Source organism: Actinomyces ihuae (assembly GCF_001457875.1).
Lineage (GTDB): Bacteria > Actinomycetota > Actinomycetes > Actinomycetales > Actinomycetaceae > Pauljensenia > Pauljensenia radingae_A.
The window spans coordinates 791881-817434 of the sequence record NZ_CZPX01000005.1 but is presented as its reverse complement, the minus strand read 5'-3'; the positions used below and the strand labels follow the sequence as shown (position 1 = coordinate 817434).

Sequence of the window (25554 nt, the reverse complement as noted above, 5' to 3'; positions counted from 1 at the left end):
ACTGCTTTGATTGCGAACCAGACGTGTGTTATTAGTACTGTCTCAATAGTCGATAGCTATTCTTTACTTACCGAAGGTGAAACGCATGTGAAGGAACGAAGGTGATGACTTACTCTGACGGTCGCTTGGTTTTGAGATAGACGGAGTATCTGGAGAGGTCGGCTGATTGCTGTGGCTCGTATTGGGCTAAGTAGCCAATCTTTCGTCAGAGCGCGAGAAGTTGTATTTACGCCTTATCATTACAGCTCACTACTATGAGATCTGTTTATTGGTCAGATCAATTTGAAGTGACAGGAAAGATTTTCGTTATAAATTGTTGAAAGCGGTTCGTTCGGGAGTGTTCACTTGACGTCGGATTGAGTTAAGATGAAATTCATGGTAGGCGTGTCCATTTAGCTGTCTAAATGACAGTTCTCACTCAATTGATTTTCCTTCGCACTAGGTGAAACATGCGAATGATGGGACACAGAAGAGCTCACGTCATTCGAGGATAAGGGCTGCTTTGCTAACGTCCAAGACTATCAAGCGTATCCTCTTGCAAATTTATTCACAATCGTCTAAGTTGCGCCTTTGTGATTCACGTTGGCATTAGATTAGGTTTACGGTGATTCCAAAAATAAGTTCCGCTTGGCTCCATTGAAGGAGCCAAGCGGAAGAAGATAGAGCGTAATTCTATCGTTGATACTTCCGAGTGCGGCTTACTCCAATAGAGGCAGCGCCAACCGCTAAGGCAGTGAGCATCGAAGGAAGTAAGATGACAGAAACTCCAGTCGACGCAATTGAGTCAGGCGACTTCATGGTACCTTTGCCATCTTGGTTGCTCGAACCATTTCCTGCGTTTGTCTGGTCAACCGGAGGATTCTTGGCGTCGGGCTTATCGTCAGTGTTACTTGACGTATCTGGAAGACTGAACCCCATGGATTCAACTATGTCTCCAGCCGAGCGAGCAAGTGACAATTGGTAATCTCCTTCAGGAATTCTCCAGTCGTCGTTGTTAATATCCCAAATGGATAATGGCCGATCAGGTGAATCTGAGCTAATCACAAGTTTCATGGGCAACGTTGCGCCTGGAGCAATTAGAGGAGTCTTTTGATATCCAACTAACAATTTTCCAGGGACATCGGCACTTGTTGGGAAAGTTAGATAGAGCTGAGGAACGTCCTTTCCAGCCAGGTTACCTGTATTCGTAACATCGAATTCTACTTGCAATTTGGTACCGTCACCACTGGAAGAGGTGGATGAAGTGGGAGCAGAATAAGAAAATTGGGTATACGAAAGCCCATGTCCAAAGGGAAAGAGAGGCGTGATATTTTCTGAGTCATACCATCGGTATCCCACCTTGAGACCTTCAGCATAGTCAACCTGTCGTATGTTGTTTTCATCGACGACCCCAGGATACTGATTTTCGCTTCCAGCTGTAGGCGTGTCGGCTAACGACTTAGGAAAGGTCATTGGTAGGCGACCGCTAAAATTAGTGTCGCCCCATAATAGACTAGTTAGTGCATTACCTTGTTGCTCGCCTGGGTACCAGATAGTCATAACAGAATCGACATCTGCAATCCAAGGCATTTCTACAGCGGAACCATTTGCTAGAACGACAATCGTAGTTGAATCGTCGGGTACGGATCTTGCGACGGTGGAAATGAGTTCGTCACCGCCGTCTTGCAAATTCAGATCAGTTATGTCTGAGAATTCTCCCATGAGCTGGTGGCCAAAGATGATCGCGATGTCTGTATTACTTGCAGCTTCGCGAACTTCGTCACTACTCTTTCCGGCGATGTAGCTGAACTGCCCGCCGGCACTTGCTACACGCTGAGAAATCTCAGAGACCGCAGTAACGATATCGGTGCATGGCATCGAAGTCGCACCTCGGAATCCGCGTATGCTGCAAATGCTTTGTGCGCCAACCCCCTCAGGCTGTTCTGATGCCGCAAGACCAAAAACCGTGACCTTCTTACCTGTAAGGGTATTAGAAAGGGGCAAGACACCATCATCATTCTTGAGTAGTACTGCTCCCTCTTCAACCAGTCGCTTGGCAAGCGCGAGAGTCTCGACAGTCTTAGTTGGCTTGTCTGCGTATTTTTGTGGATCCTCGGACAGCTCTTGACTTATAGGAACATCGAACAGACCTTGTTCGAAATAGTTTTCAAGGACTCTGTGCGCCGCTGCATAAATTGCCTCCCTGTCAACGCTGCCAGTATTTACTGCACTTGCCAGTAAATCAGGTGTGTAGAACTTTGGCCGGTTAAGCTCTAAGTCCAATCCTGCATTTAGAGAAGGCGCAGTAGAGTGCACTGCGCCAAAATCTGACATTATGAATCCCGTGAATCCCGCCTTATCAGCTAATAGCTGAAGTACCTCTTTGTTCTCGCATGCGTATGTTGAGTTCACTTGGTTGTACGAGCACATAACGGAAGCAAGCTTGTCTGATTTCTTCACCGCAATCTCGAATGGTCTCAAATACAGCTCGTGTAAAGAACGGCTATCAATATTCGATGAGCTTGAGTGCCTATCGAGTTCTTGCTCGTTAGCCACAAAGTGTTTCAGATTTGCGAATACGCCGGGTGTACTTTGAATGCCGTCAATTCCTGCTGCAGCCATATCGCCTGACAGAAGTGAGTCTTCTCCAAAGTATTCAGGAGTACGTCCCGCTAGTGGTGTGCGTCCCGAGGAGACGCCTGGAGCCAAAATTCCTTGGAATCCTTTCTGGACAGACTCTTCAGCCATAGCTCTTCCTTTGGCATAAGAAAGCTCTGGATCCCAAGTTGACGCCACCAAAATCTGTGGCGGGTAAGAAGTGGCACCTTGGTGTCGTATCCCCTCGGGGCCGTCAGTGTAGTTTACCGTTGGTGTGCACGGCAGTTGGTCAGAATAATCAACGCCGTTAAAGCTATTCTGCGAGGGATAATTTGCAGGTTGCTCAACGAGCCAGCGAAATACTTGGGTCTCCTCCGATTGACTGAGTAGAAGATCAGCTCGCTTTGATGCGGATAATGAGGTATCCAGCCATGGCATCGAGGAACAATCGACATGAGGCGCCGATTCAAGTTTACCGATTGGCTGGGTCGTGTCTGAGCTGCGTGCGAGAACGTCCGGTTCGTCGGAGGTGGACTGCGGCTGCTCAAGCGACTGTGGATTTTCCCCTGCTAGAGCGCCACTTTGTTGAGGGGCACCCGTTGAAGAAGGAACTCCAATAAATGCTAAAGATATGCCTAGTGCAGAAATTAAACTATATAAGGAAAATTTGCGACAATGCGCGGACATTGAAACTCCTGAGAATGTTTACATAAAATGTCGAGCAAAAGAGTTTCGAGAAATTGATCGAATCTCTAGACGAATATCAAAAAAGGAAGCGGGAATCAGCTTCAGGTTTCAAATAGTTCCGAATGATCTAAATAGGGGATCTATGGATCACGGAATGCCGCGTTGCCTTCTGGATCTACAGTCTCGCAGGTACTGCAACGTGTCGGCGTGGTGTGGGCGTGTGCAGATTGCGCGGATCCGAGCGATGAGACCGACGGTGAGGTGGACGAGGCGCGGTGGGGTGGACCGGGCGCAGCTCGAGCAGATGATTCGCAGAGGCGAACTGGCTGATGCCATGACACTGGCGGCACTTCGGCTGGCGGGCTTCTGACGGTCAAGCCTGTTGGATGAGCCATCTGCGAGCACAACGTGGAAATAACAGGAGCCTCTTCTTGTCGCAACAGTAATAGGCAGATAGCTACGGAAAGCCCTACTGGGGATTCCGAAAAACCTAGCCTTTCATGAAATGCTGATTCACGTTGAAAAGGTCATCTGAGTCCTTATTCTGCGCAAAATCATGAGCAAGCGGTAGTTGGATGAAGACGGCTAGTGGCGGAAATGCTACAGTTTGGAGTGAAACGGTTCACCGCGTCGGAGATGACGACTGGATGACGTGGCAAAACGGTTTACTCAGTAGCGACTCTTACCAGGAGAGGAATCTGGATCTAATGTCTTCGCAACTGCATGATGACGTTATTCGTCTGGCTAATGAGATAGGTGGTAACACCGAGTTTTCTAGGGCAGGGGGTGGAAACGTCTCGTGCAAAGAAGAAGGGATTCTGTACATCAAGCCTAGTGGTGTGAGCATGGCATCTTTACGTCAAGATGATTTGGTTCCACTCAAAGTGGACGTGCTGTTGGACTGCTTACATTCGAATGAGGAGATTGAAGGCGACCCAGTCCAGGTTGCAGCTCACGCAGCGCAGGTTGGTAAGCCGGATAGGCGCCCCAGTGTTGAAATCTTGTTCCACGCTTTGATTGACGACCCTTTGGTGCTCCATCTGCACCCGCTAACGGTCAACGCACTTACGTGTAACCAAGATGGTTCCCGTTTAGCCAGGGAAATCTTGGAGGATAGAGCTGTATGGGTTAGCTATGAAGACCCAGGTGTCCCGTTAGCGCGCCGCATCGAACATGCGCGCCAGGACTTCGCTGAGCGCACAGGCAAGAAAGCTCCAAAGATTACATTGCTGGGCAATCACGGAATGATTGTTTCCGGTAGTTCATATGCGGATGTGAAAGCGAGCGTAAACGAAGCTACGCAACTTGTTCGAGAATCGATCGAAGCGTCAGATCCAGTCAGTGCGCCGGTCAACGCCCAGTCATTGAGTGAAAGTGCACAGGGCGCGTTGATGGAGGCGCTGAAGGCTTCACTAAATGCGCGACATATTTCAGCGGCATGGGAAGGCGTTGCACGAGACTCATCAAGCATGAAGGCCGCTCCGGTTACTCAAGGCCCTCTTATCCCGGATCAAATCGTCTATTCAGGGTCTTTCCCGCTGGTTATCATGCAGGATAACGTCGCGGAAGCTCACAGAACTGGGACTGTAGATGAGACTATCGCTGAGGCAATTAATCAGTTCTATTCGCAACATGGGAAACGCCCCATTGTTGCTGTCATGCCTGATGTTGGCGTGATAGGGACCGGTGCAAGCCAGTCCGCGGCTGATAATGCGCTAGCTACGTTTCTTGATGCGCTGCGCGTGTCACGTGACGCAGACCGGATAGGGAAGACTCGAGTCATGAACGAGCGAGAACGGAGTTTTATTGAAAACTGGGAGGCGGAGTCGTACCGCCAGTCAGTTGCCCAGAAACAGGGAAACTGAAAATGTGGTTCAGGGCAGAGCAGACTTGTTGGCTGGAAAATGCGCCGAATAAGTTAGTGATCGGCGCGAGGGGTAGATGTTGACTCTCGGGTGACAAGACTCGGATAGAACTTCTCATGCCGAGTTATCTCTGAGGAAGTTAGCAGCAAATCTGCAGCGGCCCAGCCGAGCTCTTCCATCGGTTGAGCAACTGTAGTCAGAGGCGTCGACATTTGCTGTGCGATCGAAATGTCATCGAATCCCACTAGGGAAACTTCTTGCGGCACTCGGATGCCACAATCCCGGAGGGTGGTCATTGCACCAAAAGCCAATAGATCGTTCGCGCAGAAAAATGCGGTTGGAAACTCCTTTGGCAAAACAGACGCATACTGTTTGCTGCGCGAAAACATACCGGCTGGATCTTTTTCGATGACTGCTGTGTCCATCAATAGTTGTCGCATCCCTGAACGACCAGCTTCAGCTGTGAAAGCCGATAATTTGACGTATGTGAGTTGGATTTTGTCCCGCGAAGCATTGATCACGGTTTGGACTCCCGCAAGCCTGTCTTTTGCTTGTCTGACATGGAAAGGACCATTCAGAAACCCTATGCGGTGGTGCCCGAGGTCGACAAGATGGCGAACTGCAAGTGCTGCGCCCGCATGATCATCGACGCATATTGAAGACATCCTGGGATCGTTGCCTGGGAAATCGAAAAGAACAACCGGAGTTCCTTGAGAGATCGCTTCGCGTGCAACGCTTAGAGAGTTGTCTGCTGGAGTCAATAGGATGCCGCGCATGCGCTGAGCGGAGAAAGCGCGGATAAGGCGTGCCTCTCGAGCTGGATCTGACAATGAGGATGACAAAGCCATCACGACATTCGCATCGGAAAAACGTCGGTCCATGCCCGTTGCAGCCTCCATAAAAAACGGGTTCGCCAGGTCAAGGACCGAAACGCCTACTAGGGGAGATAGGCCGGTGCGCAACGCTTGAGCTGTTGGGTTGGGCACATATCCCAACGCCTCCACAGCAGCCTCGACCCGCCGTCGAATATCTGCAGCAACAGTCTTGCGGCCATTCAGAACGTTGGAAACGGTTCCGACAGAAACCCCTGCCCGGTAAGCAACATCCTTAACTCCGGGGCGATTAGACGGTGATTTTCCGGCTCTCAATTTAGTCTCTCTGGTGCTCGTGGTAGCTCCTGACTAGGAAGGACGCGACCTGATGGCAGTTAAGTTCGCTCTTCCTAGTTTGCCGGAATCTGGCTGGAAATGCGAATAATAGAGAAAACAGTGGAGTGTAGGTGATGGCGGGATGCCAAGAATTGACGCATGAAACGGTTCACTGTACACTAAAGGTCATCACCTTCTAGAGGTGTTTCACCTTGTCAGTGAGAGAAAGTGGGGTGCTCTGAATCTCCGCTTAAACTCTGAAGTTAGTAGCAGATGGCTTTGCTCAAGGGTGCGGCAACTGTTGTTTTGCTCTTCACTGTGATGCAGGTGTGAGGCGCGTCTTGATTGGCAGGGAAAAGGTGACTTGCAGGAAACGTATTTCAAAGGAGAATTTTCATGATCCTCTTGGGTGACCTTAATCGTGAACAGAAAAAGATCTTGACTGATCAAACGATAGAATTGCCAAGCTGGGCATTCGGAAATTCGGGAACGCGTTTTAAAGTTTTCAACACCCCTGGCACGCCGCGTAACCCTTACGAAAAGATCGACGATGTGGGGCAAGTACATAAATATACTGGAATTACGCCTCGAGTATCGCTTCATATTCCTTGGGATGAGGTTGACGATTTCTCTGAGCTGAAAGCATATGCGGAGGAACGGGGCATTACCCTCGGAAACATCAATTCGAATGTGTTTCAGGATGACGACTACAAGTTTGGCTCGTTGACCAACGCGAATGAAAAGTGCCGGAAGAAAGCGATTGATGCCCATCTGCATTGCATTGACGTTATGCGTGCGACGGGCTCAGATACCCTGAAAATATGGCTTGGTGACGGCACTAATTATCCAGGGCAGGATTCAATGTGGGAGCGTCAGGAAAGGCTGCTTGACTCCCTCAAACAGATATATGCCGCGCTAGACGAAGATCAAAAACTCTTACTGGAATATAAGTTCTTCGAACCGGCTTTCTACCACACGGACGTGCCTGACTGGGGCACCGCGCTCATGCATGTGCAGGCGCTAGGTGAACGTGCAGTTGTGTGTCTTGACACCGGACACCACGCCCCGAACACAAATGTCGAATTCATTGTGGTTCAGCTTCTGCGCGCAGGTCGCTTAGGGGCATTCGACTTTAACTCTCGCTTCTATGCAGATGACGACCTGATGGTCGGGGCGGCAGACCCGTTCCAGCTCTTCAGAATCTTGAATGAACTCGTCTCGGCAGGCGCGATGGGCGCTGATTCCCCTGTTAATTACATGCTGGATCAATGCCACAACATCGAGGGCAAGATTGAAGGAGAGATTCGATCAGCTCTGAACGTCCAGGAAGCGACCGCTAAGGCGGTCCTTGTCGACCGTGAAGCCTTGAAAGATGCACAGAAGAATAATGATGTCTTGGCAGCAAATCAGGTCTTAATGGATGCATTCTTTACAGATGTCCGCCCATTGCTTGCGGAATTGCGTGAAGAGAAGGGCATGGACCCAGATCCAATGCGTGCCTTTAAGGAATCAGGATATATGTCCCGGATTGAAGAAGAGAGAATCGGCGGAGAACAAGCGTCGTGGGGTGCCTGATTTAGAGATGGTTTCTTTCAGAGGCGGTAGCCGACGTTGCTGGCGCAAGCTACTGCTCTCCAGTTGATTGAGTATGTGTGAAGAGGAATCCATGGCAAGCACAGTCGTTGCTATCGATTTAGGCGCTTCGAGTGGCCGTGTCTTAGCCGGTACGCTGTCGGCGGATCGGTTGGAGGTAGCTGAGTGTTCGCGTTTCCCCAACGGCCCGGTACGTGTGCCCAATGGTCAAGCTTACGATCTTGAATGGGACATTCTTTTCCTGTGGCAGGGAATCTGTGCCGGTCTAACTGAGGCGGCGCGTCGAGGCCCTATCGAATCGATTGGTATTGACTCGTGGGCTGTCGACTACGGCCTGCTTGACGCAGACGGACGACTGATGGGTAATCCATCGGCGTACCGCTCGAATCGAACCGAAGAAGCTGTTGAGTCGTTTCATGAGCAAATTGGGCATGAGGCGCTTTATCAGCTTAATGGGATTCAATTCCAGCCGTTCAACACCATTTATCAGCTGATCGCGGATCGATCGACAACTCGAGGTGTCAACGCTTCATCGATTCTGATGCTGCCAGACTTGGTGGCGTATTGGTTGACAGGTGAACGCGTCTGTGAAGTGACTAATGCGTCGACGACTGGACTGATTGATCCGACTACTCGCACATGGGCACCAGACCTGATCAGAGCCTTGCATGATGGATGTGATGTACAAGTACCGGACATATTGCCGCCGTTAGTCGAAGCAGGAGAAATCGTAGGTGACGTCACGCTGCCCGGCGTCGATCTCCAAAATTCAAGCCACGCTCCCACCAAGCTGGTAGCTGTGGGGTCACACGATACTGCTTCAGCTGTTGTGGCGGTTCCGGCTTCTACAGGCGTGAACTTCGGATTCATTTCCTCAGGAACGTGGTCGCTTGTTGGTACGGAACTGTCTTCGCCCGTACTATCGCAGGCGTCTCAACGCGCGAACTTCACAAACGAGCTCGGTGTCGACGGAACCGTCCGGTACCTCAAGAACATTATGGGAATGTGGGTTCAGCAAGAATGTTTGCGTGAATGGCAAGAGTCGGACATGAGAAATATGTCATGGAAGGTCCTAGACGCCGAAACAGAGAATTGCGAGCCATTCAGAACTCTAATCGACGTGAACGATGATGTGTTCCTCGCCCCAGGGGACATGTTGGCCCGTATTGATCAATGGGCTTGTTCTCATGGTGAGCCAATTCCCCGCAACCGCGGTGAATATCTCCGTACAATTACGGATTCGCTCGTCGTGGCCTACAGGCGTGCCTTGCGTGAAATGCAGGAGCTGACCGACGAGAGGATTGATGTGATCCATCTCGTTGGGGGAGGTTCAAAGAATCGATTACTTTGCCAGCTGACTGCTGATGCCACTGGCTTACCGCTTTTGGCGGGACCTGTTGAAGGAACCGCTATCGGCAATATGGCTGTCCAGCTTCGCGCAATCGGAGCAATTGAAGGTGGACTCAATGAAATCCGCACATTAATCAAAAAGTCAGTTGCCAGTGTTCGATATGAACCGACGGCTGGCGAATTCTCGTTGTGGGACTCGGCAGAGAGAAGGGTTTTTGGATAAAAACTCGAAACCTCAATGGAATGAGAGCCAAACCGCGTGCCTTGTTTTCGATCATGGCTGCGGAACCTAATTGAAAAGCTATTGGAAGCAGGGAATTTAACGCAGCATAATGCTCTCCTTCCAAGAAAATGAGAGGAGAATAATGGAAATTCTTCACAGTCGTCAGAATGTCAGAAAACCAATTGGCCCACTTGCCGCGCCGGTAGGTATTCGCTTCAATCATCGCATTCCGAGTGAGGACGGGCTGCTGCTGGGAGCCACGGGACCGGAGCCTCAAATATCGTGGGTTGTGCCGCGTGCTCCGCAAGGGTGGAATCAGGAAGCGGTCGAGCTGCGTCTGACAAATCTTGACTCAGAAGAATCTGAGTGTCATGTCGAAAAGACTTCTGAGAATAGTTTTCTAGCATGGCCTTTTTCACCATTGGAAACAGGAATCCGGTACACGCTATCGCTACGGGTAACTGGTGCCGGTGGTGACTATTCACCCTGGTCAGAACCAGTAGAAATTGAAACTGGTCCACAGTGCGCAGAAGACTGGCTTGGTCGTCCAATCACTCCGATTCCGCGCGTTGAGCGCCTTGACCCTGCTCCTGTAGTCGTGAGGACAGTAGATATTCCGAGCGGAGCGAAGGCAGCTAGAATCTCGGCCACAGCAGGGGGAATATACGAGATCTTCATCGATGGCCGAAAAGCAGGCGACACGGAGCTTGCGCCAGGATGGACTGAATACAGTTCACGCTTCGTTGTTTCTACCTATGATGTGTCAGAGTTCCTGACCCCGGGATCGCACGAAGTGGCGATAATTCTTGGTAATGGATGGTACCGAGGACGACTCACGTGGGAACCAGGTCGCGCCAACGTTTACGGCGATGAATTGTGGCTGCTTGCTGATGTCTCATACCGCGATTCCGATGGAAAACGTGAGACAATAGGCACTGATGAGACGTGGACATGGCGTCCCAGCAATGTCACGAAAAACGATCTGTACGATGGCCAGACGATCGACTTGCGGAGGCCCCATTTAGGTGACCCAGCCGAGGCACGAGAAGTAACCGTCCGCGCATTGTCTCACGCAGCTTTAGTCCCCGAGGTGCTCCCTCTGCCGACAGTGGTACAAACTATTAAGCCGCAGGAAGTAATTACAACGCCGAGTGGGAAGAAAATCCTCGATTTCGGACAGAACTTGACTGGACATCTACAAGTGACCATCCCCAGAGGAAAGAGTGGAGATGTCATCACCATACGGCATGCTGAAGTGCTTGAAAACGGAGAACTCGGTGTCCGACCGTTGCGTAACGCTGAAGCGACTGATCAGATTATTCTGAATGACATCGCGGAAGGCTCGGACGTGAAAGTCCGCCCCACTTTGACTCAGCACGGCTTCCGGTATGCTGAAATCACGGGGTTCCCAGGCGACGACGGTGAGCTAGCCGATTCCATCGAGGCAAAGGTCATTTCCGCCAAGCAACAACGAACAGCATGGTTTGACAGCTCGAATCCAGAACTCAACCGTCTATTTGAAAACGGCTTGTGGTCTACCCTCGGTAATTTCATTACCATTCCGACTGACTGCCCTCAACGAGACGAACGACTTGGCTGGACAGGTGACATTGGCGCATTCGCTCCGGCTGCGCTTGCGCTGACTGATTCAGCCGCATTCCTCAACTCATGGATGGATGACGTAGCAACATCACAAGCCCCTGATGGCGGCATCCCCGTGGTAGTCCCGGACGTCTTGGATGGTTCCAAATTGACATGTGCGTGGGGCGACGCCTGCATCCTGGTGCCTTGGGCTGTCTACCAGGCGACGGGCAACAAGCAGGTGCTTCAGCGATACATTCCTGTAATGAGCGCATTTGTTGACGGTGTGCACGCAATATCCACTGATTACCTGTGGAAAGGCGGTTTCCAGTTCGGCGATTGGCTCGACCCGGATGCTCCGCCGGAAGATCCAGCGGCTGCAAAGGCACACCCAGATGTGGTAGCGACTGCGTATTTTGCGCACTCTGCAGAAATCGTCGCAAACGCATACCGGATTTTGGGAGACAGCAATCGTTCCAAGCAGTACCAGGATCTGGCTGGCAACGTCCGTCAAGCCTATTGCGATGCTTATGTGACTGCTGCAGGGTGGATAGTCTCCGACTGTGCGACTGTCTATTCTCAGGCGCTGTGCTGGAACCTATTAGGTGATGATCGACAGATTCAGGGAGCAGGCGACCGGCTGGCAGACCTTGTCAGACAACGGAATTTCCGTATTTCAACCGGATTTGTTGGAACTCCGTTGGTTCCGCCAGCACTGGTGAAATCGGGGCATCCGCAGGTTGCAATTCGGCTGGTGCTTGAGAGGGGGTGTCCGTCATGGCTCTATCCGGTAACAATGGGAGCGACAACCATTTGGGAGCGATGGGACTCGATGCTGCCCGACGGATCCATCAACCCAGGGCACATGACATCATTCAATCACTACGCGCTGGGCGCAGTAGTTGAATGGCTGCTGACAGACCTGGCGGGCCTCTCAGCTGGAGAAGCAGGCTTCACAAAGACGCAAATCAGGCCACTCCTGACCCGCTCTCTCGACTATGTGCATGCATCACGAATGACGCCAGTAGGCCAGATTGAAAGCGGATGGCGCCTCAATGATGACAAGTCGACTGCGACGGTGAGCGTTGTCATTCCAGTAGGAGCAACCGCCACAGTGCAGCTTCCAGGAATGGAAGAACAAGAGGTCGGTCATGGTCAATACTCATGGACAGTCGAGATTCCCGATTTCCAGCCGATTAGGACTGTGAGAGACGTGATTGACCATGTTGAACTCTGGGAACAGATCTTGGAAGTGATCAAGCAAACTGATGTCAATGAGTTTCAACATGATCCAGAATTCGCCATGATGAACTTCCTCAAGATGGCGTTTGACGCTCCTGCCAGTGAGTTTTCAAATGCTGCCACAGGAGGAGGCTTCATCATCGGAGTCGAGGAAACAAAATCACAGATTGACCAGCTCGTCAGCAGCTATATTGCTCGCGACTAGAACGGAATAGTGGAGGGGGAACGCCAGAAAGCGTTCCCCCTCCACCAATTACTCAACAAACCACCAAGATTCGAAGGAGAACCACCGTGTTTGAAGACCAACACTGTAATGCTTTGTTGGATCCACCAATCGAATTTCGTCCAGAGGTGAGATGGTGGCTGGCTGAAGGTCTCCATACTGATCGCACGCTGCGGCACGAGATCGATTCCGCCCACAAACTTGGATTTGGCGGTATGGAATTTCTTGCAATGGATGAAGGAAATATCGACCATTCACGATATGGATGGGGAGCCGAAGAATGGGTGCATGATTCGCAGATCGTTGTGGAAGAAACAACGAAACGCAACATGTCTTTCAGCTTCACATCTGGAACAAACTGGTCAAACGCCAACTTGCCGACAATCGATCCGGATGATCCAGCTGCTGCTCAGGAACTGGACTATTGCACGGCGGAGTGCACCGCCAAAGAAGGATTCGTCGGGAAAATCCCTCAGATCGATCTGGAGGATGTCAAAGACCTAGGACCAATACCTCTCGGACGCGTTGCGCCAAAGCAACAACACCTTGTCGCAGTAGTAGCGGCACCCATGGCCGAAAGTGACGACAGCGATGAGGCGGAAATTCTTGATATTCATGCGGCAACAGATCTGACTGACTGTGTCCATGATGAGCAACTATCATGGAAGCCTTCTGAAACAGATGACCGAACATGGAAGATCTTCTTCTTCTGGTCGCACGGAACCGGACAAACAGCTTCTCCGTCTGCAAGCGTGAACTACACCGTCAACTATCTTGACAAAGAAGGTGTAGACGCAGCCATTGATTACTGGGAGCATGTCGTTCTGACCCCGGAGCTCCGCAAGCAAATCCAGCAAAATCCCCGAGCGCAGATGTATATGGACTCGCTGGAACTCAACACGTGGGGACGAGGAGGAATGTTTTGGGGGCGTTGCGTTGCCGAGGAGTTCGAAAAACGTCGCGGATACCAGATAACCACGTGGCTCCCCTTCCTCGTGCGCACAACCGGTTTGATGGCGGCGGACACGACTTATCACTATGAAGCATTGGGAGCAGAGGAACAACAACAAGTCGAGAAAGTGAGATTTGACTACGTTCGTACGCTGACCGACCTGTATATCGACCATATGCTCCGTCCGTTTGCAGCTTTTCTCCACGAAAACGGGATCCAACTTCGTTCGGAGATCAGCTACGGACTTCCTTTCGAGCTCACCTGTCCAGGACCTGAAGTTGATGGCATCGAAACCGAGTCTCTAGAATTTGGATCGCAGATCGATGCATACAGGCTCCTCGCAGGGCCGGCTCATTTGTTCGGAAAACAGTATTCATCCGAAACTGGCGCCACTACGCGTAATCACATGCTGGAGCATCGCTTTTATGACCAGATCATTGCGACACAGCTTGCGGCCGGTATTACGAAGACGGTGCTTCACGGGTGGTCAAGTATGGCCGGTGCGCCTGGTGCGACATCCTGGCCAGGCCATGAGGGAATGTGGCCGATGTTCTCAGAGAGATTTGATCTGCGGCAACCTGCTTCAGAGTTCTATCCGCTGTGGAACAAAGCAGTTGGACGCAAACAGTACATTCTGCGTCAGGGCAAGCCGCGAATCGATGTTGGAATCTTGCGTACCGACCACTTCACCGACAACACGTCAGGCACCATATTTCTCGATTCCAGTGGAAAACGAATTCCGGATGAATACGCCTATGGGCACATGTGGATGAGAAATCGGGAAAACCACTGGTGGCAGGATCTGGGCATGCAGGATGCCGGATGGACGTATGAATTCTTTGATCCGACTCTTCTGCTCAGAGACGATGTCTCATGCGATGGAAACACTGTTCAGGAAGACGGGCCAGGATATCAGGCGTTGATCGTCTATCAGGAAGCTCTTGATCTGGATGTCGCTGAGCTCCTGTATCGTTGGGCGCGCCAGGGGCTACCAATTCTCGTTGTCAACGGAGCTCGCGAGCTCAAACTCCTCGCAAAACAGCAGTACATCGTCCATCATCATGCAGCTTCACGAACACCGGGATTAGATGGAAAAGATGATGAACTTCGCGAGGTCATCACCAAGCTTGCTCAGCTGTCAAACGTGGCAGTAACAGACGATCCCGCGCAAACAATCAATGCGCTGCGGGCGTTGGGTGTGCAGGGGCGAGCTGAATTTACCGAGCCTAACCGGCAGCTGCTCACGCACATGAGGCAGGAAGGTCGATACCGGTATCTGTACGTCTACAACTTCCTGTACGAAAACAATGATCGCGCACAGGCGGATATCGTTATTCCTGCCCGTGCCACCGTCAAAGACATCGATTGTTGGACAGGGAAGCTTTACGAGCATCATGGCGTTCAATATCGCGATTCCTCGACCCTTATTCATGTGGATCTTGGTCCAGGTGAAACGGCGATTATGGTGATCGATGAAGAGGCTGCTGACTCATTGATGGAGACTAGCCCGTCGAGTGTCAGGGAGCTGGCTCTGCTCAATCAGTGGGAAATCGAAGTTGAAAGCTGGGACGCTGGCGAAGATGAAGAAGTAACAGAAGATCGCGGCCTGGGATACGTCACTACCGAAGTGCGTCCCACAACCGACATCTCGACAATCAAGGTTTCTGACAGTGAGCTCAAGCCATGGTGCGAACTTGAAGAAGTCGGACCAGAAGTAAGCGGTGTGGGAGAGTATCGTGCAGTCTTCACGATGCCGGAAGAGTGTAACTTGAATGAGCTTGGACGGCTCATTCTGGACCTAGGCAACACAAGCGGCGGACTGGGGTCAGTACAAGTCAACGGAAGTGATCCAGTCGGATTTGATACGTCAAGCCCGACAATTGACATTTCCGGCATGGTGCACTCAGGCAAGAATGAAATTGTCGTGCGCGTGTCGTCTTCACTCAATAATCGTTTGATAGCTCGCGGTTATTACGATGACATTTTCGACGTGATCACGCTTCAGGTCACCGGAAAACAACAACTGCATCAGACGACTGTCAAGGCATACGGTCTACAAGGACCGGTCAGGTTGCTCTCTGTCAAATGATTGAGGGAACGTCAAGCGTGTGTCTTGTCGTTTAACCCTAATTGGACATAATTGTGGGGCTGCTCTGAATTGAGCAGCCCCACAAGCTGTCAGATCAGGCTGACTCAGTCAGTGCACCCCCATTGGTTCGTGAAATCTGACCAATGAGATATCCGGAGGGATTGACGCTGCGCTCGAATGTTGAGCGATCAACGCTGATTACGCCGTATCGCGGCCCATAGCCGAAGATCCACTCAAAATTGTCAAATGCGCTCCAACAGATCCAGCCTCGAACATCGATGCCGTCATTCAAACAGCGTCGTACGCCTAGGAGTGCTCGTCGAATATAATCGACTCGCTGAGCGTCATCATCAGTTGCCAGACCATTTTCTGTTACCAAGACAGGTACACGGGCAATTTCCGCTGCTTGACGGATTGTGGCCTCCAATCCTTCGGGATAGATCTCTTCCCCCGTAGCGGTGGTCGATGCACCTTCCGGTACAATTGCCGGGCCCTCAGCACCCATGAGGTGACGACCATATGTCTGGATCCCCACGAAATCATCATCTCGGCTGACCTCAAGGAAACGCTCGTTGACCTCAGCGCGCATATGCCTTGCACGTTCTTCTCCACCCTCTGCAGCCTGGATATCGGAATTTGCAAGTGTCCATCCCACCGGTGTGTCAGGGCACACAGCCTTAATTGCCTGTCGAGCTTTGCGGTGGGCCTCGACCTTGATGTCAAACCCTTCGCGCGTTGCCGTGAACTGGAATGGTGCAATTTGAGTTGGAAGCAGGTCAAATTGACGGGCTGCTTCCACGAATGCCGGATTATGCTTGCGCTGATCAGGGCTCTTTTCGACAAGTCCCATCTCAGCAAGAAGCCACGGTAGATTTGGTTCATTCAGAGTGCACGCCCAGTCGATGAGGTCACCCAGCTGTTCCATCACAAATGTGCAGTACCGGGCAAAAAGCGCTGGGGTATTACTTGATTCCCAGCCCCCTTGCCGCAGGAGCCAGAGGGGAGAGGTGAAGTGATGCAGAGTCACGACTGTTGTCAGATTGTGTGACTTGCAAGACTCAAGCATTCTGCGGTAGTGGGCGATTGCAGCAAGGGAAAAATGTCCTTCCACCGGTTCAATGCGCGACCATTCCAGAGAAAAGCGATATGTGTTCAGGCCGAGAGATGCGATCAAGTCGATGTCTTCTGCAAAGCGATGATAGTGGTCAATGGCATCGAGAGAAGGCTCATGAAAAAACGTGTCATGCAGGTTTTCGAGGAACCATATGTCGTTATTCGCATTACCTCCCTCGACCTGATGGGACGCTGTGGCAACACCCCACAGGAATGAGTCGGGGAAGTGTGGCGCGCCGGCGGTGGTATTCGTAGATGACGTGGCATACATGAGTTGGCATTCCTTTCTGGACTTACTTGACGCCCTTGATGAGAGGCATCAAAACGAGGTTGAAGGCGCACAAAATGGCCGCAATAATCCACAGCAGCATGTAATTCTTACCGGATCCGATAGCCAGGATCATCGGTGCGACCGCCGGGACGACGATATTGGGGATGTTGAGCGCCAGACCGAAGACAGCCATGTCTTTACCAACGTCTTTCTGATCAGGCAGAACTGACGCGCAAAGTGCCAAGTCCACGGTCAGATACATTGCTTGTCCTACTGCGAATACCAGCCACGCAACGATGAACATTCCAAAGCTGTGTGAGAAGGCTCCGATGACGAGCGCCAGAGACATGAATACTGCTGCAGCTGCGACGAAAGGTTTGCGTGCTCCAATTTTATCGGATAGCCAGCCGGACCCGGTAAAGAAGATGACGGAAATCGGCGCTGACAGCAAAGTGAGCAGACCAGCTTTTTGCCCAACCTCAGGTAGTGGAACATGGATAACGTCGATGAGGTAATACACGAAATATGTCAGCAAAGCAGCCATGGCGATGCCTGCGAGGAATCGTGCGAGCCAGGTGATGCCAAAGTTCGGATGCTTTCGGGGATTGACGAACATTCCTTTGAACATTTGTCCCACGTTCATGTCGGGCACTTGACTGTGGCCGAATTGAGGATCCTTATAGAGAAGCAAGAGAGGAATCGACGTAAGCGCAGCAAGCAGCACCGGAGCACTCATCAAAAGAAGAGGTACCCCAACAAGTGCACCAGTGAGGTAGGTACCGCCGGAAAATGCCAATGCGCCGAACAGCCCCATGATCCCCATCACTCGGGCGCGCATGCGGTCAGGAACTGCTTCAACGGGAATTGCTGCATACGCATTGAAACCGGCCTGCATCGAGCACACGCCAATCACGTATGCAATACCGATGAGGACGACATTCGACGTTGCTCCGACAACGAGTGCGCATACCAAAGTTGTCACAAGACCGGCAATGATCCACGGGCGGCGACGGCCGAGACGTGAGGTTGTACGGTCAGATAACGCCCCCACTAACGGGACAATGACCAACATGAGGAGCGAACCGATTGACACGATTCGTGAATAAATAACATCTTTGGTGTCAGGGGCAACTGAAGCGATTCTCAGCGAAAGTGCGGTGCCGAGACTCATTGCCATGATGTACATTCCGACAGCCGCGATGAGAACGAGGATGATAGTCCGCTTGGGGATACCGAAAACCTGGACAATTCGCGCCTCCTCTTCTTGCTCAGGTGTGAGCTGGGGCGTGTCGTCGTGGCCGATCGCGGCGGTTGTTGCATGGATATTTGCTGGATTTGCACCGGCACTGATCGTGGAAAGCTCGGCCGCAGTGTCGTCCGCAGCTAAAGCAGGATCGGGTGCCTGATTCTTTTCTGGTTTCATTCGAACTCCTTTGAACGATAGTCGGAAGCTGAAGCTCGTCATCAAGCTGTTCCTTATTGAAAGTGAACCAATATGGCACACCTTCGTGTTCTAAAAATACACTATTTTGGAACAAGATGAAAGGTTTCATTTCTACTGTCTTGTAGACTTGAGGTCATGCGCACTGTCGAGGAGGGAAGATGACCGGAAAGCAGCGTGGTCCTTATATGAACAGTCAGCGTCGACGAACAAGGATTATTGCTGCTGCTGCTAAAGCCATCGGTGAAAACGGATTTCGTCACCTCTCGATGCGTCAACTTGCCGATGAAATAGGCATCTCGCATACGACGCTCTTGAGATATTTCGGCTCAAAAGACGGTTTGCTTCAAGCTGTGCTGGAGCAGCGCGAAGAAGGTGAGAGAGACTGGCGATCTGAATTGATTGAACAGCGGGGGCTCTTAGCTGCTCTACCTGAGGTCTTGGCACACAATATGACCATGCCGGCCATTATCAGGTTGGACACAACCTTGACGCTGGAGGCGATCGACGCTGAGCATCCCGCCCATGACTTCGTCCGCCAGCGCGAGGAGGACTTTCAAGAATCATTGTGCATCGAACTGCTTCGGGAACAGCGTGTTGGCAGGCTGTCAAACGACGTTGATGTTGAGCAGTTGGCGCATGAAATTAGGGCGTTAGTCGAAGGTTTGCAGCTGTTGTGGCTCAATGACCCCTCTCTGGATATTGCTGAAACGATGCGCGATTTTATCCAGCACGTGACCGCCTCGTGAATGCCAGTGAGAAAGGGTATGAGGAAACGATTCCTGAATTATCAGCTGGCAACTCATGGCCTCATTGGTCGAAGTAATTGACGAGGGTGACGCGGCGCGCTGAGTGAGCTGGAATTGTGTAGACTAGATGGCGGTCCTCCGCGTGACGGTACCGTCCGAACCTCCCCAGGGCTGGAAGGCAGCAAGGATAAGGGCGCTCTGCCGGGTGCGCGGAGGATCTTTATTATCATCGTCGTTGCTGTTCAGGACGGTTGGTGTCGCCAAATGCCTATGGATACCTTTAAGGTTCGAGTGTGACCACAGCTCTGTACCGCCGCTATCGGCCCGATACGTTTGATGAGATGATCGGCCAGGACCACGTGACGCAGCCGTTACGTGCAGCTCTTCGTGCCGACCGAGTGACACATGCCTACTTGTTCTCAGGACCACGCGGATGTGGAAAGACCACGTCGGCACGAATCCTGGCACGCTGTCTGAACTGCGCGGAGGGGCCGACCGACACCCCATGCGGACAGTGCGAATCATGCCGCGAACTGGCAACTGGCGGGCCCGGTTCCCTCGACGTTGTGGAAATTGACGCAGCCTCACACCGCGGCGTTGACGATGCCAGGGATCTGCGTGAGCGCGCCACCTTTGCGCCCGTGCGCGACCGCTACAAGGTGTTCATTATCGACGAAGCCCACATGGTCACCAAAGAGGGCTCGAACGCGATGCTGAAGCTGGTTGAAGAACCCCCTGAGCATGTGAAGTTTGTGTTCGCCACGACTGAGCCCGAAAAAGTGATCGGGACGATTCGTTCGCGTACTCATCACTACCCGTTCCGACTGGTGCCGCCGGACGTGATGCAACCGTATCTGGAGCATCTGTGTGAGGAAGAAGGGATTCATCCAGACGCGGGCGTGCTTCCCCTCGTGATGCGGTCGGGTGGAGGGTCTGTGCGCGACACGTTGTCGGTCCTCGATCAGCTGATGGCTGGCGCAGTGGAGGGGGCGCTGAGCTATGACCTTGCTGTTGCGTTGCTGGGGTACACCGACACTGCTCTGCTTGATCAGACGGTTGATGCGCTCGCGGGCGGTGATGGTGCTGCCGCTTTCCGAGTTGTGGAGCACATGGTGGAGTCGGGCCATGATCCTCGTCGGTTCGTTGAGGACCTCCTGCAGCGTTTGCGTGACCTCCTGATTATCGCCGTGTCGGGAGATGCGGCAGTCGATGTCCTGGCGGGAACGCCCAGTGACCAGTTTGAACGCATGCAGGTGCAGGCCCGAAATTGGGGGCCGTACCACCTGTCGCGCGCAGCCGATCTGACTGATAAGGCCTTGCGTTCCATGGTGGGCGCGACATCTCCGCGTATACAGCTGGAGTTGTTGTTGGGCCGAATCCTGGTGCCGTCACAGACTTCACCTGCATCCCGCACAGAGGTGGCAGCGCCGCAGGACCAGGAGGGCTTCCCCGGAACGGTGGGAACAGTCGGCGGAGGCGCACCGAATTACCAGTCGCCAGGCGGTGATGCTGGACATGGCAGTGCCGGAAGTGGCAGCGAGTCTGGTCGTGCGAGTGGTGCTGGCGATGGTCAGTATGACCACGAGCGCGGCGGAACTTATGGCGCGGCTCAGGCGAAAGCGGATCTGCGTCGTCGTCGCGAGCAACAATCTCAGCATTCCCAGCAAACCGGGGAGACGCAGGGAGCACCTAGGCCCCAAGCCGGCACGCAGGACAGGCCGGCACACGCAACGCGGGCATCTGACGTGGCACCGGGAGCCGAGCACGGTCAGCCAGAACACAGCCAACATGGCCAGAGCCAGGCTGAACAGCGCCCGACTGAGCAGCGTCAGGCTGAGCAGAGGCGTCCTGAACCTGACCGTCCCGGCCACCACCCTGCGCCTGAACAGCACGCTGTGTCCGAACAACCTCATCGAAGCGGCGCGGTTGCAGATTCGATTCGCATGCGCTGGCAGGAAATTGTCGATCGTATCGCTTCGCTCAGCCGAGCCACATGGTCGCTCGTGGACTCTCACGCCCAGCTGGGAGGAGTGGACGAATCTACCGTGATTCTCAGCTTCACCACTCCAGGATTGGTAAAGGCATTCGACTCGGGTTCCCGAGCCCAGGACGTCGCCCGCGCAGTCCACGACGTGTGCGGTGCAGACGTGCAGGTCAGGGCTCAGATCGCGCAGTCAGTAGGCGGCGCGTCGCTGACTACGCCTGCATCGGTTCCACAGCAATCGCAACGCACTGATCATCAGGCACACGGGCCCAGTAACGAGGGCACGCCCCAGCGCACTGCAGGTCACGAGCCGCCCTTGTCCACTCAGCAGCACGGCGCGATGCCCAGCCAACAGTCGATGCGCTCTGAACAGGCAACGCACGACGAACAGGCAGCGCAGGCGCCGTCACGCCCACAAATTGATCAGCCTTCAGCGCCGCCCTCACCCTCGACTCCGACAGTTAACGACGATGACGATGATGACGGCTGGGGGCCGGTAGCCATACCCGGTGGCGGACGTGCCGAGGCATCTGAACCGGCCGCATCGGCGTCTTCCTCCGAGCCCGTCCACTCTGACCCGGTAGCGCGTGATCACCAGTCAGAGCGTGACGCTCATCCGGCAGCACGCCAGCATCGTCCATTTGAGCGCGAGAATGGCACAGAACAGCCACCTCGAGCCGCACATGGCCCGATCTTTGATGACGAGGACGACGAAAACGACGAGGGCGAGGGAGACGGAGCGACTTCCGGTCGCGCCGAACCCTTGCGCGACCGCGACCATGACGAGCAGAACGCCGAGCACGCCGCACAATTAGTGGAGCAGAAGATCGGCAGTCGCCCTCAAGGAGTGGCACACGCTGTTGAGGACGTGCGTGACAGTGACGACACAGACCAGGCCGTCCCGTCGACAGCTCGCACATCCACACCACCTGAACCGCAGGGTGAGAACACCCCTTCACCAGGCAGCGTGGAGGAGATGCGCGCCGAAGCGATCCGTGAAGTGCAGCAGGAACGAGCTGACGAAGCAGGGGAGCAGGGCACAGGCGATACTCACGCCCACGAGGCAGAGGTGCGCGGTACACGGCCGCATCGCCAGCAGGAGCATTTCGCTGCCCCGTACGGCCACGACGCACCTGGTGGTGAACCTGACCCAGTTATCGTGCCGCCCAATGAGGATGACTCGGCCAGCATGGATGACGTGGATCTGGAGATGTCGACCAGCGTCGGGTTGCCGGCCATACTGGAGATACTCGGCGGTACAGTGATCGAAGAAAAAGACCAGAGCGAAGAAAGATGAGTGTGACTCGTGTTTGAAGGCGCCTTACAGACCCTGATCGATGAATTGGGAATGCTGCCCGGTGTCGGACCCAAGTCAGCTCAACGCATGGCCCTGTATCTGCTCGACGCTGAACCCGATGACGTGACGCACCTGGTGGACGCCATCCAGGCCGTGCGCGAAAAAGTACACCACTGCGAAATCTGCGGTGATCTCACCGAAGCCGACCAGTGCACCATCTGCCGTAACCCCGCGCGCGACGGATCAGTGATCTGCGTTGTCGAAGAGCCCAAAGATATTCGTGCCATTGAGAATGCGAGAGTGTTCAAAGGGCGCTATCACGTCCTGGGCGGAGCGATCGACCCGATTCATGGCGTGGGGCCTGATCAACTGCGTGTGCGTCAACTGCTCACTCGCCTTCAGGACGGCACGGTTCAAGAAGTTATCGTGGCCACGAACCCCACCATTGAAGGCGAAGCAACCGCCTCCTACCTCTCGCGCACCCTGTCCACAATCGGCGTGGTGACCTCGCGCCTGGCTATGGGACTGCCAATGGGTGGCGACCTGGAATACGCAGATCCCGTGACGTTGGGGCGCGCGCTCGAAGGCCGCCGTCGCGCCGAATAACTCCACGCGACCGCATAGCGGGCACCTTTCCGTCACGAGTCGCAGACTCATAGGATGAAGGGGAAACCCATCCCAGGTTGATCACAAGGAAACGAGACAAAGTGGCACTGATTGTTCAGAAATACGGTGGCTCATCTGTCGCAGACGTAGACGCGATGAAGAGGGTCGCCCAGCGTGTCGTGGACACTCGAAATGCAGGACACCAGGTCGTCGTGGTGGTCTCAGCGATGGGTGACACAACAGATGATCTGCTGGACACAGCCGCCCAGATCACCAGCGCGCCACCTGACCGCGAACTCGACATCCTGCTCACAGCCGGGGAAAGAATCTCCATGTCACTGCTGGCGATGGCGGTCAATGAATGCGGCGTGCCTGCACAGGCCTACACCGGTGCACAAGCCGGCATCCGTACCGACACTCACTTCGGTAAAGCGCAAATCGTCGGCATGGTGCCCGAACGCGTAGCGCGCTCCATCCGTGACGGTCAGGTCGCCATCGTCGCAGGATTCCAGGGAATATCAGAAGATGACGAAACGACGACGCTGGGTCGCGGCGGCTCCGATACGACAGCGGTCGCCCTGGCTGCCGCTTTGCACGCCGACGTGTGCGAAATCTACACCGACGTTGACGGGCTGTTCACTGCTGACCCGCGCATCGTGCCGACCGCGCGGCGCGTGCGCACCATCAGTCAGGAAGAAACACTCGAACTTGCCGCACATGGAGCAAAGATTCTGCACCTTCGGGCAGTGGAGTTCGCTCGTCGATACCACGTTCCGCTGCATGTGCGCTCATCTTTTTCCGACAAGAATGGGACATGGATTTCCGACAGACCCGCAAACCCTGCACTGGCCGGCCTCGTCCCTCAAGCTGCGTTAGCTGCCAACCAGGAGGACCCAATGGAAGAGCCGATTATCTCCGGCATTGCTCACGACCGGTCACAGGACAAGATCACCGTGGTCGGCATTGCGAATTCACCCGGCATGGCCGCACGCCTGTTTGAACTGGTGGCGCAGCAAGGTGCGAACATTGACATGATCGTGCAGAACATTCCCGTCACCTTGGAAAATCGCGCCAACATCTCCTTCACACTGCCCGCCGAGGACGCCGACCACGTCATGCAGGCGCTGGAAGCTGCGCGCGAAGAACTGGGCTTCAAGGAACTCAAGTACAACCCCGATATCGGCAAACTGTCCCTGGTTGGAGCTGGCATGCGAACCAACCCCGGCGTATCGGCCAAACTGTTCGGCGCACTGTCCCAGGCCGGCATCAACATTGATCTTATTTCCACCTCAGAGATCCGCATCTCTGTGGTGACCAAGCTGGAAGACCTTGACCGCGCCGTGCAGGCAGTGCACACCGCTTTCGGTCTGGATTCCACCGAATCTGAAGCCGTCGTATATGGAGGAACAGGACGATGACCACGCCTGAAACCCGTAGTCACACCCAGCGCGACTTGAGCGTCGCCGTCGTAGGAGCCACCGGCCAGGTGGGCTCTGTCATGCGCACCCTGCTCGATGAGCGCGACTTCCCGTTGACCAGCCTGCGTTTTTTTGCCACCGCACGTTCAGCAGGCAAGACACTGACCTGGCGTGACCAGGACATCGTCGTCGAAGACGTGGCAACCGCTGACCTGTCCGGTATCGACATCGCAATCTTCTCCGCCGGAGCCACCGCCTCACGTACCTACGCCCCACGTTTCGTTGAAAAAGGCGCGGTCGTGGTGGACAACTCCTCCGGCTGGCGCAAGGATCCGAACGTGCCGCTGGTCGTGTCCGAAGTTAACGGCGAGGATATCGCGCAGCGTCCCAAAGGCATCATTGCGAACCCGAACTGCACCACGATGGCCGCGATGCCGGTACTGAAAGTCCTGCACGACGAGGGTGTCCTGCGCCGCCTCTTCGTCTCCAGCTATCAGGCTGTCTCCGGATCCGGGCTGAAAGGCGTGCGTGAACTGGAAGAAGGTATTCGTGCCGGCGCGCACCAGGATCTGAGCAAACTGACACTGGACGGCCAGGCCGTCACCTTGCCGGAACCGTCCACATACGTCGCACCGATCGCCTTTGACGTGGTGCCCTTCGCGGGGGCGCTCGTCGATGACGGGTCAGACGAAACCGATGAGGAGCAGAAGCTGCGCAATGAGTCGCGCCGCATCCTGCACGTCCCGGATCTGAAGGTGTCGGGAACGTGTGTGCGCGTGCCCGTGTTCACTGGTCACACTCTGACGATCCACGTCGAGTTCGACCGCGCGATCACTCCTGACCGTGCGCGCGAACTGTTGGCCGAGGCTCCCGGAGTGCGCCTGGTGGATGTGCCCACACCGCTCGAATGCGCCGGCATTGATGACGTGCTGGTCGGCAGGATCCGCCAGGATCAGGCCGTTGATGACGGTAAGGGTCTTGTGCTCGTTGTGGCCGGTGACAACCTGCGTAAAGGCGCTGCATTGAACTCGGTGCAACTGGCCGAACTGGTCGCTCAGGAGCTGCTCGCCGGCTAGCTTCCATCCACCTGCGCCCCAGACAAACAGCGTCGCCCTCGTCAATCAATAACTGACGAGGGCGACTGC

14 protein-coding genes and 1 other RNA gene are annotated in these 25554 nt (G+C 53.9%); 11 read left to right on the top strand and 4 right to left on the bottom strand.

The genetic code is table 11. The annotated features are described in order from the left end of the window. Nucleotides 1-672: 672 nt before the first annotated feature. Nucleotides 673-3264 carry a glycoside hydrolase family 3 protein gene (locus BN3002_RS08250; protein WP_082628606.1) on the bottom strand — a complete coding sequence of 864 codons (2592 nt, stop codon included), beginning with the start codon at nucleotides 3262-3264 and terminating at the stop codon, nucleotides 673-675. Between the two features lie 707 nt (nucleotides 3265-3971). Here BN3002_RS08250 and BN3002_RS08245 point away from each other — a divergent pair. Next, nucleotides 3972-5129: a class II aldolase/adducin family protein gene (locus BN3002_RS08245; RefSeq protein WP_074026273.1), complete on the top strand. Its 1158-nt coding sequence runs from the start codon at nucleotides 3972-3974 to the stop codon at nucleotides 5127-5129. A gap of 53 nt (nucleotides 5130-5182) precedes the next feature. On the opposite strand, the gene BN3002_RS08240 is transcribed toward BN3002_RS08245, so the two are convergent. After that, on the bottom strand, nucleotides 5183-6277 hold the full coding sequence (locus BN3002_RS08240; protein WP_058237429.1) for a LacI family DNA-binding transcriptional regulator: 1095 nt from the start codon (nucleotides 6275-6277) through the stop codon (nucleotides 5183-5185). A 396-nt stretch (nucleotides 6278-6673) separates the two neighbouring features. On the opposite strand from BN3002_RS08240, the gene rhaI reads away from it, so the two are divergent. From rhaI to BN3002_RS08220, 4 genes are all read left to right on the top strand, one after another. After that, the gene (gene rhaI, locus BN3002_RS08235; RefSeq protein ID WP_058237428.1) at nucleotides 6674-7852 is read left to right on the top strand and encodes an L-rhamnose isomerase; all 1179 of its coding nucleotides are present in this window, start codon (nucleotides 6674-6676) and stop codon (nucleotides 7850-7852) included. Nucleotides 7853-7943: 91 nt separating this feature from the next. Next, on the top strand, nucleotides 7944-9443 hold the full coding sequence (locus BN3002_RS08230) for a rhamnulokinase (RefSeq protein WP_058237910.1): 1500 nt from the start codon (nucleotides 7944-7946) through the stop codon (nucleotides 9441-9443). Nucleotides 9444-9585: 142 nt separating this feature from the next. Next, entirely contained in the window at nucleotides 9586-12471 is a 2886-nt protein-coding gene (locus BN3002_RS08225; protein ID WP_058237427.1) for a family 78 glycoside hydrolase catalytic domain, read from the top strand. Between the two features lie 86 nt (nucleotides 12472-12557). Continuing rightward, complete coding sequence (locus BN3002_RS08220; protein WP_058237426.1) at nucleotides 12558-15530, top strand: glycosyl hydrolase; 2973 nt, start codon at nucleotides 12558-12560, stop codon at nucleotides 15528-15530. A 94-nt stretch (nucleotides 15531-15624) separates the two neighbouring features. On the opposite strand, the gene BN3002_RS08215 is transcribed toward BN3002_RS08220, so the two are convergent. Continuing rightward, on the bottom strand, nucleotides 15625-16914 hold the full coding sequence (locus BN3002_RS08215; protein WP_058237425.1) for a glycoside hydrolase family 1 protein: 1290 nt from the start codon (nucleotides 16912-16914) through the stop codon (nucleotides 15625-15627). A gap of 22 nt (nucleotides 16915-16936) precedes the next feature. Continuing rightward, nucleotides 16937-18337 carry an MFS transporter gene (locus BN3002_RS08210; protein WP_058237424.1) on the bottom strand — a complete coding sequence of 467 codons (1401 nt, stop codon included), beginning with the start codon at nucleotides 18335-18337 and terminating at the stop codon, nucleotides 16937-16939. 179 nt (nucleotides 18338-18516) lie between these two features. Here BN3002_RS08210 and BN3002_RS08205 point away from each other — a divergent pair, with 179 nt between their 5' ends. The 6 genes from BN3002_RS08205 to BN3002_RS08185 all read left to right on the top strand — a co-directional run bounded on the left by BN3002_RS08205 (nucleotide 18517) and on the right by BN3002_RS08185 (nucleotide 25485). After that, a complete protein-coding gene (locus BN3002_RS08205) occupies nucleotides 18517-19104 on the top strand; it encodes a TetR/AcrR family transcriptional regulator (RefSeq protein ID WP_058237423.1) in 588 nt (195 codons plus the stop codon). 129 nt (nucleotides 19105-19233) lie between these two features. Beyond that, nucleotides 19234-19329: signal recognition particle sRNA small type (gene ffs / locus BN3002_RS10800), an RNA gene on the top strand. 68 nt (nucleotides 19330-19397) lie between these two features. Continuing rightward, nucleotides 19398-22385: a DNA polymerase III subunit gamma and tau gene (locus BN3002_RS08200; protein WP_058237422.1), complete on the top strand. Its 2988-nt coding sequence runs from the start codon at nucleotides 19398-19400 to the stop codon at nucleotides 22383-22385. Between the two features lie 9 nt (nucleotides 22386-22394). Continuing rightward, a complete protein-coding gene (gene recR, locus BN3002_RS08195) occupies nucleotides 22395-22991 on the top strand; it encodes a recombination mediator RecR (protein ID WP_058237421.1) in 597 nt (198 codons plus the stop codon). 101 nt (nucleotides 22992-23092) lie between these two features. Next, nucleotides 23093-24409: an aspartate kinase gene (locus BN3002_RS08190; RefSeq protein ID WP_058237420.1), complete on the top strand. Its 1317-nt coding sequence runs from the start codon at nucleotides 23093-23095 to the stop codon at nucleotides 24407-24409. Continuing rightward, nucleotides 24406-25485: an aspartate-semialdehyde dehydrogenase gene (locus BN3002_RS08185; RefSeq protein ID WP_058237419.1), complete on the top strand. Its 1080-nt coding sequence runs from the start codon at nucleotides 24406-24408 to the stop codon at nucleotides 25483-25485. The genes BN3002_RS08190 and BN3002_RS08185 overlap by 4 nt, the downstream gene beginning before the upstream one ends. Nucleotides 25486-25554: the final 69 nt, after the last annotated feature.

Bases quoted from the DNA above. Each gene is read 5' to 3' on its own strand.
- BN3002_RS08250 (WP_082628606.1), bottom strand. From the start codon at position 3,264: ATGTCCGCGCATTGTCGCAAATTTTCCTTATATAGTTTAATTTCTGCA.
- BN3002_RS08245 (WP_074026273.1), top strand. From the start codon at position 3,972: ATGTCTTCGCAACTGCATGATGACGTTATTCGTCTGGCTAATGAGATA.
- rhaI (WP_058237428.1), top strand. From the start codon at position 6,674: ATGATCCTCTTGGGTGACCTTAATCGTGAACAGAAAAAGATCTTGACT.
- BN3002_RS08230 (WP_058237910.1), top strand. From the start codon at position 7,944: ATGGCAAGCACAGTCGTTGCTATCGATTTAGGCGCTTCGAGTGGCCGT.
- BN3002_RS08225 (WP_058237427.1), top strand. From the start codon at position 9,586: ATGGAAATTCTTCACAGTCGTCAGAATGTCAGAAAACCAATTGGCCCA.
- BN3002_RS08215 (WP_058237425.1), bottom strand. From the start codon at position 16,914: ATGTATGCCACGTCATCTACGAATACCACCGCCGGCGCGCCACACTTC.
- BN3002_RS08210 (WP_058237424.1), bottom strand. From the start codon at position 18,337: ATGAAACCAGAAAAGAATCAGGCACCCGATCCTGCTTTAGCTGCGGAC.
- BN3002_RS08205 (WP_058237423.1), top strand. From the start codon at position 18,517: ATGACCGGAAAGCAGCGTGGTCCTTATATGAACAGTCAGCGTCGACGA.
- BN3002_RS08185 (WP_058237419.1), top strand. From the start codon at position 24,406: ATGACCACGCCTGAAACCCGTAGTCACACCCAGCGCGACTTGAGCGTC.